General features: G+C 41.7%; 13 protein-coding genes and 1 tRNA gene. 8 read left to right on the top strand and 6 right to left on the bottom strand.

Annotation, left to right across the window (positions count from 1 at the left end; translation table 11 throughout):
- The first annotated feature begins 14 nt into the window (after positions 1 to 14).
- Positions 15 to 581: a chemotaxis protein CheB gene (locus U3A58_RS04135; RefSeq protein WP_323822124.1), complete on the top strand. Its 567-nt coding sequence runs from the start codon at positions 15 to 17 to the stop codon at positions 579 to 581.
- 260 nt (positions 582 to 841) lie between these two features.
- Here U3A58_RS04135 and U3A58_RS04130 read toward each other — a convergent pair.
- Positions 842 to 913: transfer RNA gene (locus U3A58_RS04130), tRNA-Arg, on the bottom strand.
- Between the two features lie 151 nt (positions 914 to 1,064).
- On the opposite strand from U3A58_RS04130, the gene U3A58_RS04125 reads away from it, so the two are divergent.
- The 4 genes from U3A58_RS04125 to rplS are packed head-to-tail and all read left to right on the top strand — an operon-like array spanning position 1,065 to position 3,528.
- On the top strand, positions 1,065 to 1,850 hold the full coding sequence (locus U3A58_RS04125) for a 30S ribosomal protein S16 (protein ID WP_416377278.1): 786 nt from the start codon (positions 1,065 to 1,067) through the stop codon (positions 1,848 to 1,850).
- Positions 1,851 to 1,861: 11 nt separating this feature from the next.
- A complete protein-coding gene (rimM, locus tag U3A58_RS04120) occupies positions 1,862 to 2,392 on the top strand; it encodes a ribosome maturation factor RimM (RefSeq protein WP_323822123.1) in 531 nt (176 codons plus the stop codon).
- A 3-nt stretch (positions 2,393 to 2,395) separates the two neighbouring features.
- A complete protein-coding gene (gene trmD / locus U3A58_RS04115) occupies positions 2,396 to 3,112 on the top strand; it encodes a tRNA (guanosine(37)-N1)-methyltransferase TrmD (RefSeq protein WP_323822122.1) in 717 nt (238 codons plus the stop codon).
- Positions 3,113 to 3,162: 50 nt separating this feature from the next.
- Positions 3,163 to 3,528, top strand: a complete 366-nt coding sequence (rplS, locus tag U3A58_RS04110; RefSeq protein WP_323822121.1) for a 50S ribosomal protein L19 — start codon at positions 3,163 to 3,165, stop codon at positions 3,526 to 3,528.
- Positions 3,529 to 3,697: 169 nt separating this feature from the next.
- On the opposite strand, the gene U3A58_RS04105 is transcribed toward rplS, so the two are convergent.
- Complete coding sequence (locus U3A58_RS04105) at positions 3,698 to 4,885, bottom strand: 6-bladed beta-propeller (RefSeq protein ID WP_323822120.1); 1,188 nt, start codon at positions 4,883 to 4,885, stop codon at positions 3,698 to 3,700.
- A gap of 253 nt (positions 4,886 to 5,138) precedes the next feature.
- Here U3A58_RS04105 and U3A58_RS04100 point away from each other — a divergent pair, with 253 nt between their 5' ends.
- On the top strand, positions 5,139 to 5,453 hold the full coding sequence (locus U3A58_RS04100; RefSeq protein WP_323822119.1) for a hypothetical protein: 315 nt from the start codon (positions 5,139 to 5,141) through the stop codon (positions 5,451 to 5,453).
- Positions 5,454 to 5,672: 219 nt separating this feature from the next.
- Here U3A58_RS04100 and U3A58_RS04095 read toward each other — a convergent pair whose 3' ends face one another.
- From U3A58_RS04095 to U3A58_RS04080, 4 genes are read right to left on the bottom strand one after another with little or no spacing between them, the layout of a single operon-like run.
- The gene (locus tag U3A58_RS04095) at positions 5,673 to 6,230 is read right to left on the bottom strand and encodes an FKBP-type peptidyl-prolyl cis-trans isomerase (protein ID WP_323822118.1); all 558 of its coding nucleotides are present in this window, start codon (positions 6,228 to 6,230) and stop codon (positions 5,673 to 5,675) included.
- Position 6,231: 1 nt separating this feature from the next.
- On the bottom strand, positions 6,232 to 6,792 hold the full coding sequence (locus tag U3A58_RS04090; protein WP_323822117.1) for an FKBP-type peptidyl-prolyl cis-trans isomerase: 561 nt from the start codon (positions 6,790 to 6,792) through the stop codon (positions 6,232 to 6,234).
- A 48-nt stretch (positions 6,793 to 6,840) separates the two neighbouring features.
- Positions 6,841 to 7,764 (bottom strand): FKBP-type peptidyl-prolyl cis-trans isomerase, encoded by a 924-nt coding sequence (locus U3A58_RS04085; protein ID WP_323822116.1) that lies wholly within the window; start codon positions 7,762 to 7,764, stop codon positions 6,841 to 6,843.
- A gap of 47 nt (positions 7,765 to 7,811) precedes the next feature.
- On the bottom strand, positions 7,812 to 8,846 hold the full coding sequence (locus tag U3A58_RS04080; protein ID WP_323822115.1) for a DHH family phosphoesterase: 1,035 nt from the start codon (positions 8,844 to 8,846) through the stop codon (positions 7,812 to 7,814).
- A gap of 184 nt (positions 8,847 to 9,030) precedes the next feature.
- Between U3A58_RS04080 and U3A58_RS04075 the strand changes: the two genes are divergently transcribed.
- Together U3A58_RS04075 and nirB are read left to right on the top strand one after the other, a co-directional pair.
- Positions 9,031 to 9,453 (top strand): nucleoside-diphosphate kinase, encoded by a 423-nt coding sequence (locus tag U3A58_RS04075; RefSeq protein WP_323822114.1) that lies wholly within the window; start codon positions 9,031 to 9,033, stop codon positions 9,451 to 9,453.
- A 569-nt stretch (positions 9,454 to 10,022) separates the two neighbouring features.
- A complete protein-coding gene (gene nirB / locus U3A58_RS04070; protein WP_323822113.1) occupies positions 10,023 to 12,530 on the top strand; it encodes a nitrite reductase large subunit NirB in 2,508 nt (835 codons plus the stop codon).
- Positions 12,531 to 12,542 lie beyond the last annotated feature (12 nt).

Below are 12,542 nucleotides of genomic sequence, written 5' to 3'. Positions count from 1 at the left end.
AATATGGAAGAGTTGTGCGTCCTACTCTAATTGTTGGAATAGGCGGCTCAGCTGGTGCGCTTAACGCATATAAATCCATATTGGACGCGATGCCTTCTAATACAGGTATGTCTTTCGTCATTATTTCTCACATGAATCCTGAAGCGCATAGTCAGTTAGCTGAAATCCTGTCGCGTCATACGAAAATGGCTGTAGAAGTTGCTTCTCAGGCGATGCCGGTCCTTGCGAATCATGTCTATGTAATTCCTCGAAATGCAGATTTGCTCATTGAAAATTACATCTTCAAAGTCATTTCACCTCGCTCTGGTAGAGGCAAGCAAATAGATGTATTTTTTGCTTCTTTGTCGGAAGCAATGGGCGTGCGTGCAATCGGCATTATCCTTTCCGGGTATAGAAGCGATGGTACTGAGGGCTGCAAGCATATCAGGGCAAATGGTGGGAAAATCTTTGCTCAGGACATGTCTGCCGAAGTTGAATACATGCCGCTCAGTGCTCAGGATTCAGGCTGTGTTGATTTTGTTATGCCTCTCGACAAAATTCCAGCTAAATTAAAAAGTTTGGCAGCTGCATTTAAAATTTAGATACAACAACACTCGTAGCGAGTGTTGTACAAACCGATAACCGAATAGACGGCCTTGCCAATCGTTAAATTGACGGAGTACGCCTCTCTCGCCACCTAACGTGCGGGTCTCTCTTACGGTGGCCACTGGATTTTAGGTTATTTTTCGAAGTAATAATCCAAAAAATGAATCAATTCACTGCAAGGTTTACTGCAATGTTGGGGTTTATCCACAAAAAAGGGAATGATACCCGTTCCTTAAAAAACTGATATTCAATGTAGTAGCCCCGCCAAGAATCGAACTTGGATCTAGCGTTTAGGAAACGCTTGTTCTATCCATTGAACTACGGGGCCAAATAGATTTCTGGCACAAGATAACTCAAAACCTTGCTTTTAGGCAAATATTCTTCAGCCAACTTATGGCTTTACAAGGATTTACCTTATCTTTGCACTCCAAAATTAGGATGGACGGGTTCCATTCACTCACTAAATACATACAAAATTTATGTCAGTAAAAATCAGATTAGCACGAAGAGGTAGAAGAAAAATGGCTATCTACGACGTGGTTGTGGCTGATGCAAGAGCTCCACGTGATGGACGCTTCATCGAAAAGATCGGATCTTACAATCCAAACACAAATCCTGCTTCTATCAACATCAACAATGAGCGCGCTCTTAAATGGTTGTTGAATGGAGCTCAGCCAACAGACACTGTGAAAGCCATGCTTTCTTACAGAGGTGTGATGTTGAAAAAACACCTTCAGATTGGTGTATTGAAAGGTGCAATCACGCAAGAACAAGCAGACGCAAAATTCGAAGCATGGTTGAACGAGAAAGACACGAAGATTGCAGGTAAGGCGGAAGGTATCACTGCTGCTAAAGCGGATCTACGTAAGAAAGCATTTGATGCTGAAACTGCTAAGAACCAAGCTAGACTTGACGCAATCAAAGCAAGAGAGGACGAGCAGAAAGCATTGCTAGCTGCTGCTGAAGCTGCTAATAACCCCGCTCCTAAAGTAGAAGAAGTGGTTGCTGAAGATGCTCCCGTAGCCGAAGAAACACCTGTTGCTGAAGAAGCACCGGTAGCTGAAAAAGAGCCTGCTGCTGAACCTGAAGCTCCTGTTGCTGAAGAAACTCCTGTTGCTGAAGATGCTCCTGCTGCTACACCTGAGGCTCCTGTAGCTGAAGAAGCAACAGAAGCTAAAGCTCCTACTGAGGACAAAGCACCTGAGGCTAAGACTCCTGCTGAAGAGAAAGCTCCTGAAGCTGGCGAAGACGAAGCAAAAGCTTAATATAAATCCCCATGAATAAAGACCAAAGCTTTCAATTAGGCTACGTGTCTAAAGTTCATGGACTTCGTGGAGAAGTAATGATTATGCTTGATGTCGATTATCCTGAGGATTATGAAACATTAGAGCACGTATTCTTAGAGCAAAAATCCCGGCTGGCACCGTTTTTCCTGGAGCACTTTGTACTCCAACCCGGAAATAAGGCATTGGCGAAGTTTGAAGATTTGAACTCATTGGATCAGGTAGAAGATTTGGTTGGATTGGGAGTTTATCTTCCCTTGACAGCGCTACCTGAACTGAAAGAAGATCAGTATTTCTTCCATGAATTGATCGGATTCGAAGTCTTTGACGAGACTAAGGGACTGATCGGGCCTATTCAGATCGTCTATGATCTGGAGACACAGAATCTCCTCGGAGTAACACACCAGGAAAAAGAAGTGCTGATACCAATTCAGGACGGAATTATCCAAAAGGTGGACAAGGCAGCTAAAAAAGTTTACTGCCGATTACCCGAAGGTTTACTTGAAATTTATCTGGAAGACTAACCCATGCACATTGATATTATCACTGTAGTACCGGGATTATTGGAAGGGCCATTTGCACACTCTATTCTGAAAAGAGCGGAGGACAAAGGACTTGCCAGTATTCGGGTGATCAACCTACGGGATTACTCAACAAGCAAGCAAAAGCAGGTCGATGACTACGCTTTTGGAGGGGGAGCAGGGATGGTCATGTCCATCGAGCCTATCGCTCGATGTATAGAAGCACTTCAGAAGGAACGCACGTACGATGAGATCATCTACATGACACCCGATGGAGCTCGTTTCGACCAACCCATGGCAAATGCACTTTCGCTCAACCAAAACCTCTTGATCCTCTGTGGTCATTATAAGGGAGTGGATGAGCGGGTACGAGAGCGATTCATCACCAAAGAAATAAGTATTGGTGATTACGTACTTTCTGGAGGAGAATTGGCAGCAGCTGTAGTGGCTGATGCGTTGATTCGCCTGATCCCGGGAGTATTGAATGATGAAACCTCAGCATTGACAGACTCTTTTCAGGATGGACTGCTGGCACCACCGGTGTACACTCGTCCCGCAGAGTATGATGGGATGAAGGTACCTGATGTATTGCTATCAGGACATGAGGCCAAGATAAACGAATGGAGATTTGAAGCATCGGTTCGCCGAACCCAAGAGAGAAGACCTGACTTGCTAGTCAATAAGGACACTGGGGTAAGCGATGCAGAATCGTATAAGAAATAATTAAATAAGCCACGCGTTGGCAAACAGCGAAAGCATAAAAATATAAAGCTATGAGCGATCTAATGAAAATAGTAGAAGCGGAATACAGCGAAGCGAGAGCTAAGTTCCCTTCATTCAAAGCTGGCGATACCATCAACGTACACGTACGTATCAAAGAAGGTAGCAAGGAGCGTATCCAGCAGTTCCAAGGAACTGTGATCCAGCGTAGAAACCCTAACTCTAACGGTGAGACTTTCACTGTAAGAAAAATATCCAATGGTATCGGAGTAGAAAGAATCTTCCCTATCATCTCTCCTGCTATCGAGCAAATCGATCTATTGAGACAAGGTAAAGTAAGAAGAGCCCGTCTATTCTACTTAAGAGGACGTCAGGGTAAAGCTGCACGTATCAAGGAAAAAATCAGAGTGAGAAAGTAAGATTTCAAACACCTGAAATCAAAAAGGAACTCAGCAATGGGTTCCTTTTTTTGATAAAGGCTTCTTTAACTGCAATGTCACTGAGTTTTACGCAAAGTTCGTAACGCTGTCCCGCTTCTCCAAAAGCCGGGCTTAAATCTAAAAAAGTAATCTTTAAATAGCTTCCTGTTTACTTCAACTTGTAAGACACCAACACAATTTTTTCCTCCTGAAGCTTCTCTTTGTTTTTAGCAAAGAATTCATGAATGCCTCCTGATTTTGGTTCTACAGTTTTACCGTTAAATGCCTCTACATAATCGTTAAAAAATGTCCTTGAGTCAAGTTGGTAAATTATCTCATCATTTGATTTTGTCCAAGAAAGTTGTCTAAGTTTCATGCCATCAAGATCATTTTTCCACTCTTGAATTATATCCATGGATTCGAAATTCTTATCCATGAATACCCAGAAAGAATAATTATATGTTCCTGTTGACATAAAGTAAAAATTTCGAAAAGGATAGAAATCATGTACCCCAGATACTACCTGATTTTCTTTCACATACTCATTTCGCTCCCTTCCTTTCCCAGCTAATTCAATCCTCTTTTCCAGAGGCCAATTATATTCACCAAAGTCAAAGCGAATTGTCCTCTTGAAATAACCAAGAGAATCAAAATTCTGCACCACATAATCATTTGGCTCAGTATAGAAAAACTCTCCATTCTGAAGGTCTTTAATAAAGCCATTCGGCCCATTAAAGCCTAGAAATTTCTCAAATCCATTTCTCAGTGGCAAATACCCTTTCAGAGATTTTAGTGGAATTTGAACATTTTTGTCCTCTCTGATAAAAGTCCATTGCTCAGCACCTTCGCCATGTTGGAAATAGTACAAATTAAAATCATCCTCATAAATAGCCGGTGCCCTAAAGGATAGTTTTCCCTCCTTTATGAACTCACCGTTTTTCGAAAATAAAACATACTTATTAGCGTACTCAGCATCCACACGAATTGTATCACCATTTACAAATAACCCATCAATCAAACGAATCTCACCTGGACCATCACCAAATTGACCAATAACATGTTTCAATTGACCAGAATTATCAAAAACGAATACCCGAGCAGTTTCTCTGCTTTCTACAAAGATCTCATCTTTGGTAACCACCATTTTAAAGCCATTCACAATAGGCATCTCATCTGTGTAGTCCAATAAGGTATAGTTCACAGACTGAAAATATTCTGAAAGTTTAGCTTCTCGTGCCTCCGACAGATCAATCGCAACAATTTCTTCCTTTAGGTCAGTTTCTGGCTCTTTCTCAGCACATCCAAAGAAACCTATTGTGAGAAGGAAAGAGTAACTTATCATAGTAAAATTTCTCATCTACTAAACTTATGAAAAAAAATCACTTAGTAAGAAGGCTTTGATATTGGCTTTTCTGCGAAAAGCTTAAATTCCTTCACAAAACCAGTTTCAATTTTTACTCGATTCATTCTCGCTACTTGTTGTGATTGGTTTCCTCTGCATTATCAAATGGAAAGAAAAAATTAAATTGCTAGATAATTTTAAACGTATTTAACGTTAATTAATTGGTTAACAGTATTTTGAAACCCATTTTTATATAAAATTTTCAGCTATGAGCAATTCACTCTCTCTCGATCCAAGCTTTCAGCTTGCCAAAGTCTTTATTCGCATTGGAATGGTTTTCTCAGCTCTGATGGTGGCACTCTTTATCTACCTAATCTATCTGGCATCCCTAGGGATTTTCCAAGAGTGGGACATGGAAATTCAGTCAACTTTCAGCGAGTTTCAATTTGAGATATCACCATTCATTTGGCAACTGGCCACCTTATCTATTCCGATTATCGGATTTATCGTGAGTTTTTTCTTGCTATTCTGGCTGGGTAAAAAAATTCAAGCTGAAAGCCGGGGACAACATCTAGAGGTCTAGCTTATCTTTCCTTTCTATTTTTTGAACATAATTTTAGCAATTTTTACCTTAGTGATAGAGGCGGAGATCGTAAGTTTTAGCATTTAATTCCCCCTCAATAATCGCTGCTTAGGACAAAATCGCAAGTGTACTGTATGCGAAAACCTCCATGCCCACTGTAATTACAAAAGGCTTCCAGAAAAAATCAAAAAAAAGAGGGCCGAAGCCCTTTAAATTATTTTAGTCCATACCCTTGAACTCCACATCAAATATTAATATTGAGTTGGGAGGAATTCTATCATTACTTGGTGAATCACGATACCCCAGTGGAGAAGGAATAATCAATGTAGCTTTGGCACCAGATCTTAAGCGTCTGAATCCATATTCCCAGCCAGTAATCACTGATCCTGTACCTAGCAAAAAGCTCAAGGCTTCATAAGCTCTTGATTCTACATAGATGTCATTTTCTATCGCCACACTTTCAATATTTGTATCGAAAACCGAACCATCACTCATCAATGAACCTACGTAGTTGGTATAGATTACATTTCCAGTATTTGGGCGTGAGCCAACTCCTTCCTCTTGCACAATGACAACGACTCCACTGGGGTCATAGATACGATATAAGCTATCTATCTCGGCAGTTTTAAGATACTCTACAATTAAGAGGCTGTCCTTTGCCAGGTTCCCGCTCACATCATAGGCGGGCCCGGTATCGTAGGGGTTCTTTGCATCGCAGCTGAAGAAACCAACCGAAATAATGAAGAAAGCGAAAAAACTAAGTTTATCTATACTCATGTTACTGCTGAGGTCCTTGGGTGATCTCTTTTAATTCTAATTCAAATAAAATTGGTGCATTGGAGGGAATAGGCACTACCCCGTTTGTTCCTTGCTTACCGTAGGCAAACAAAGATGGAATTAATACAGTGGCTTTATCTCCTTTTTCCATTAAACTGATACCCACTTCAAATCCCGGAATCAAAAATCCGTACCCAATTGGAACTTCGATTGGCTTATACGTTCGGCTCGCGACATATACTCCCTCGTCCTTTGCCACTTGTTCTAAAGAAGTATCGAATACCTTATTGGACATTAATCTACCTGTGTAATCAATTTTCAATGTATCACCTGCTTCGACGCCCAATCCAGAGCCTGATAATTCTTGCCAAATAACTCTAATACCAGTGACTTCATCGTGGTACTCCTTTACATTGGCTAGTGTATTGGTATTCAGGTATTCTTGAATGGAGGCCTTGTCATTGGAAAGAATGACATCATCTGTAGCATCCTCATCAATACATGATGCTACTGCAAAACTTCCTGCAATCAGGCTTAATAGGGCAACTATTCTAATTTTCATTGTAACTGGTTTTGTGTTAAATAACTAGCTGTAGCTACTGTACGGATATTACTGTACATCTGCTACATCTACGTCAAAAACAAGTACAGAATTTGGCGGGATCATCGCACCGGCACCGTTCTCACCATATCCCAACGGAGAAGGGATAAGAAACTTGCCCTTAGATCCTTTTTTCAATAACAACAAGCCTTCATCCCAACCTGGGATTACTTGTCCCATTCCTACTGTAACTGGAAGTGGCGCATAGGGTCTGCCTTCACTAAACGTATTGTTTTCTCTGGCAATGGACTCGATTGAGGTGTCAAATAAAGTTCCGTCAAGCAAATACCCAGCATAATCCACCGTCATGGTAGTACCTGGAGCAACTGGATCACCAGTTCCTTCTTCTTCGATCACATAATAAAGTCCACTTTCAGTTTTCTGAGCAGTTAGATCATTATCCTTAATATAATCTTGGATGATTTTGTCTTCTTCCACCAGTCTTTCTTTAGCTCTCTCTTCTCTTTTTATTTCTTCAGCAGCCATTACTTTTTCGAAATATATCTGAATAGCTTCTTCGTTCATGATCTCAAAGGCACCTAACCTTACTTTGACCACATCATCTTCCTTCATGAATGGGGGATAATTTCCGCCAAAGATAATTTTTGCATTAGACTCAAACGCTATACTGTCTCCTTTTCTCAAGTTGAGGAAGATCTCATCCATACCATTCGTAATCTGCATAGAATCATTTGCCTGCATATATCCAGGAAAAGGCTGATCAGTAGTAGAATATATTACTGAATCAGAATCTGTAGTGATCTGAAGGTTGTAAAGCAAAAACTCACCGTTTGGAGCTTTTTCATTGCCTTCTTTTATGTAGGTATATTCGATACTGTCTTTTTCTGTGACTTTAGTTTTTTTACATGAAGTCAATGTACTCGCTCCAACCAAGAGAGCAAGGATTGCCAAAAGGCTTTTTGAATTTTTCATAAAGGATAAGTGATTTTTCAAGGTAATAAGGGTGGCTTACAAGCTAATCAATCTGCTGTAGCAGGGACAGTACGGAATAATTCATCCTGCTGCTTTTCTACTAAAGATTCAAAACGCTCTACTGTTTCTTTAAGGCTCAAAGTGGACTTACCTCCTGAGGCATTTTTATGTCCACCTCCATCGAAATATTCTGCCGCAAACTTATTGACAGCTACTTCACTGGATGATCTGAAAGAAATTTTGACACCGTCTTCGCGTTCCGAAAATAAGGCAGCCAGCTTTATCCCGTCCAAAGATAATGCATAATTGACCAAACCTTCAGTATCGCCAGTACGGCTTTGATATTTTTTAAGATCTTTTTTGCTGATCGCAAAATAGGCCATATGGAGGCTTTCGTGTACCACCAAGCGGCGGCTGATCGCAAATCCGATAAATTTCAATCTATTGACCGAATTGGAATCGTAGATCCAATTTGATATTTGTGAGCTGTCGGCACCCAAATCCAATAACTCTGCCACTACTAGATGAACATTCTTGGTCGTATTGGGATGTCTGAATCCGCCGGTATCAGTCATAATACCTGCATAAAGGCATTCTGCTATGTCCTTGTCCAGGAGCTTTTCATCGCCTAGCTGCACAATCATTTCATAGACCAATTCACAGGTAGCAGCGGCTTCTGTACTCCAAATACGACAATCAGCAAAATCTTCCGGATCTTGATGATGATCAATATTGACGGTATATGCTTCCGACTTGCGGATCATTTCGCCCAATTCATTTACCCTATTCAAGACAGAGAAATCCAAACAGAAAATAATATCTGCTTCATTTAGCTTTTTGGTGGCCAATTCTGTTTGTGTAGGATTGCTGAAATCCAGCACAGAATCGTTGCCTTTCATCCAATTAAGAAATGAAGGATAATCCGTAGGAGTCACCACAGTAACTTCATGCCCTTTTTTGAGAAGGTAGTTAGCCATTCCCAACGAAGAACCCAATGCGTCTGCATCGGGCTTGACATGGGTTGTGATGAATATTTTCTTGGGTGAAGATATCTCTCTCTTAAACGAGGCTAAAGCTTCCATTTTATACATTTAGCTGCTTTTTGGCTCTTGTAGCTCGCAAAGGTCAGGATTTTTTTGACAATTCCCAATTATACTAGTACACTGACAATGAAGTAGGTAGCGCATAAATACAGAAGTTTTTGCGGTGAATGATACGAAAAAGTCTATTTTTGCGCCCGATTCAAACCAATGAAAAACGAACAACATGGCAACTAACAGAACATTCACCATGATCAAGCCTGATGCTTTCGCAGAAGGAAACTCAGGAGCAATTTTGAAAATGATCGAAGACGCAGGCTTCAAAATCGTGGCCATGAAAGCTACCCAATTGACCAAAGAGATTGCGGGTAAATTCTACGAGGTTCACTCCGAAAGACCTTTTTACACTGATCTTTGCGCTTATATGTCCTCTGGACCTATCTTCGCAGCTATTCTTGAAAAAGCCAATGCGGTGGAAGATTTCAGAAAATTGATCGGTGCTACCAACCCTACTGATGCAGCCGAAGGAACTATCCGCAAGATATTTGCTAAGTCCATCGAAGCGAATGCAGTCCACGGTTCTGACTCAGACGAAAACGCAGCCATCGAAGGATCCTTCTTCTTTTCTCAGATCGAAAGAGTAGGCTAATTCTAACGCAAAAATAATTACAAGAGCACCTCATTTTGGGGTGCTTTTTTTCGTATGAAGGCAAGTTTACGCGGAGGACACAGAGGTTTACGCGGAGGACACAGCTTAGTGATAAATTTCTGATAGCCCTCCTCTTCTTTGGGAGGTAATTCTTTTTTATTTCGTCATTGGTAGGAACAGCCTGTCCCGATGTATCGGGAAAGCAATCTATGTTTTCCAGCTTCTCCAGAAGCTGGATTTAATATACATTTTCATCCCCCTGGGGGAAGTTCATCTTAATGAATATTTGGCAGGGCAGTCTTAAGACTGCATTCAGATGGATCCAACCCCTGAGGCTTGCGCCATATAAGATTCGTTTATAAAGACCACTTACGTAGAAGTAAAATCTATCTAGTTCCCAAAACAAGTATCTAGATACTTAACCGAGCAATAAATGCCCTATAAACTCATATACAGGCTTTTCTCATTATAAGTCTACTAAAAACTACTTATCCACAATAAGTATTTATTTAGAATTTTATTTGTAAATACGTATTTATACTTATATTTGAGTTCTAAAATACGTAGCCATGAAAAAAGTTATTGTCATAGGAAATGGAATGGTGGGGTACAAGTTTTGCGAAAAACTAGCCGCTCACCCACTTGCTGATCAGTTTGAGGTTATAGTCTTCGGGGAAGAATCCAGACCGGCTTATGATCGCGTTCACCTAAGCGAATACTTCTCACTAGACTCAGCGGATAAGCTGCTTTTAGCACCACGTGATTGGTATGCTGAAAACCGCATCACACTTCGTACCGGAGAAATGATCACTTCTATTGATGTGGAAACTAAACGTGTTTTCACCCACAAGCATGACTATTTCGAATATGACTACCTTATTTTGGCTACTGGCTCCTCCTGCTTTGTTCCCAATATCAAGGGAGTGGACAAGCCAGGCGTATTTATCTATAGAACTATCGAAGATCTCGATGCCATCAAGGACTACGCCCAGAAACTTAAACATGAAGGAAAATTCAAGGCATCCGTATTAGGTGGCGGACTGCTAGGTTTGGAAGCTGCAAATGCAGCCAAAGAGCTAGGAATGCAGACCGATGTGATCGAATTTGCTCCACGCCTGATGCCACGCCAGCTGGACAAAGCCGCCAGTGATATGCTTCAAAGCAAGATCGAGAGCCTGGGTATGAAAATTCACTTAGGCAAAAACTCCCAGGAAATCGTAGGTGCTGAAGGAATTGAAAAAATCCAGTTTACAGATGATACGTCTCTGCATACCGACATGCTGATCATATCTGCAGGTATTCGTCCCCGCGATGAATTGGCGGTAAAATGCGGTCTGAAAACCGGCGAAAGAGGCGGAATATATGTGAATAACAAAATGGAAACTTCCGATCCGGCTATTTATGCCATCGGAGAAGTAGCACTTTATAATAATGGCATCTACGGACTAGTCGCTCCAGGCTATGAGATGGCGGGAGTCGCTGTAGATCAAATCACCGGAGGTGAAAAACTCATGAGCCCTTCCATTGACATGTCCACGCAACTGAAATTGGTGGGAACAGAAGTGGCTTCTTTCGGCGATCCTTTTATCGAAAGTGAAGAGATCACCGCGATCGTATATGAAAACAAACAACGCGGAGTTTATAAGCGAATCAACATCACCAAAGACGGATCTCGGTTACTCGGAGGCATCATGGTCGGTGATTCCTCTGACTACAATACACTTTTCCAGTTGTACATCAATGCGATGAAACTTCCCGAAAATCCTGAAGATCTGATCTTGGGTTCTCGTGGCGGTGAAAGCAAAAGCGCATTGGGTTCCGTGCTGGATCTTCCGGATTCTGCCCAGATTTGCTCCTGCGAAGCTGTAAGTAAGGGAACCATCTGCGACTCCATCACAAGTGGCACCTGCTGCAATTTTTCAGATGTAGTGAAGAAAACAAAAGCTTCTAGCTCCTGTGGTGGATGTAAGCCGATGGTGACTGATTTGGTGAGGTCCACTTTGAAATCCATGGGGCAGGAAGTGAAAGAAACGATCTGCGAACACTTCGAGTACAGCCGACAGGAAATGTACGATTTGGTGAAACTCCACAGCATTTTGGATTTTAACGAAGCACTGGATCGTCATGGCAAAGGTCACGGTTGTGAGACTTGCAAGCCTGTGTTGGCTTCGATTTTCGCCAGTCTTTACATGGAAACTGCCAATCGACAGGCGCCAATTCAAGATTCAAATGATAGATTCCTGGCCAACATCCAACGAAACGGAACCTACTCTGTGGTACCTAGAGTACCGGGAGGAGAAATTACACCTGATAAATTGATGGTTTTGGGCAAGGTTGCCAAGAAATACGATCTCTATACCAAAATAACCGGTGGACAAAGAATTGATCTTTTCGGTGCACAGCTTCATGAGTTACCAATGATCTGGAAAGAGCTCATCGATGCGGGATTCGAAAGTGGGCATGCTTATGGCAAATCACTCAGAACAGTGAAAAGCTGTGTAGGATCGACCTGGTGCCGCTACGGACTACACGATAGCGTGAGCTTTGCCATACGCATAGAAGAGCGATACAAAGGGCTTCGCTCCCCACACAAACTAAAAGGAGGCGTATCGGGCTGTATCCGTGAATGCGCCGAAGCCAGAGGAAAGGACTTTGGAGTCATCGCCGTAGAAGGTGGCTGGAATCTCTTTGTATGTGGCAATGGCGGTGCCACTCCTAAGCATGCTATACTTCTTGCCGAAAAATTAGATGATGAAACCTGCATCAAATACCTCGATAGATTCTTGGTTTACTATATCAGAACTGCCGCTCCTTTGCAACGCACGGCTCCATGGCTGGACAAACTCGAAGGCGGAATAGACTATTTGAAAAAAGTAGTGGTGGAAGACAGCCTGGGAATTGCCGAAGAACTTGAAGCAGAAATGGAGGAACTGGTACAGCGATATGCCTGCGAGTGGAAAGAAGCTATTGAAGATCCGCAGATGATGAAGCGATTTAAGCCATTTGTGAATTCAGATGAAGTTGATGAATTAGTTTTTGTCCCAATGAGAGAACAAAAAATGCCTAGACCTTGGTAATCCAATAAGATT

The sequence above is a fragment of the Algoriphagus persicinus genome (genome assembly GCF_035156415.1).
GTDB classification, from domain to species: Bacteria; Bacteroidota; Bacteroidia; order Cytophagales; family Cyclobacteriaceae; genus Algoriphagus; species Algoriphagus persicinus.
This window is presented reverse-complemented; position numbering and strand designations above follow the sequence as displayed.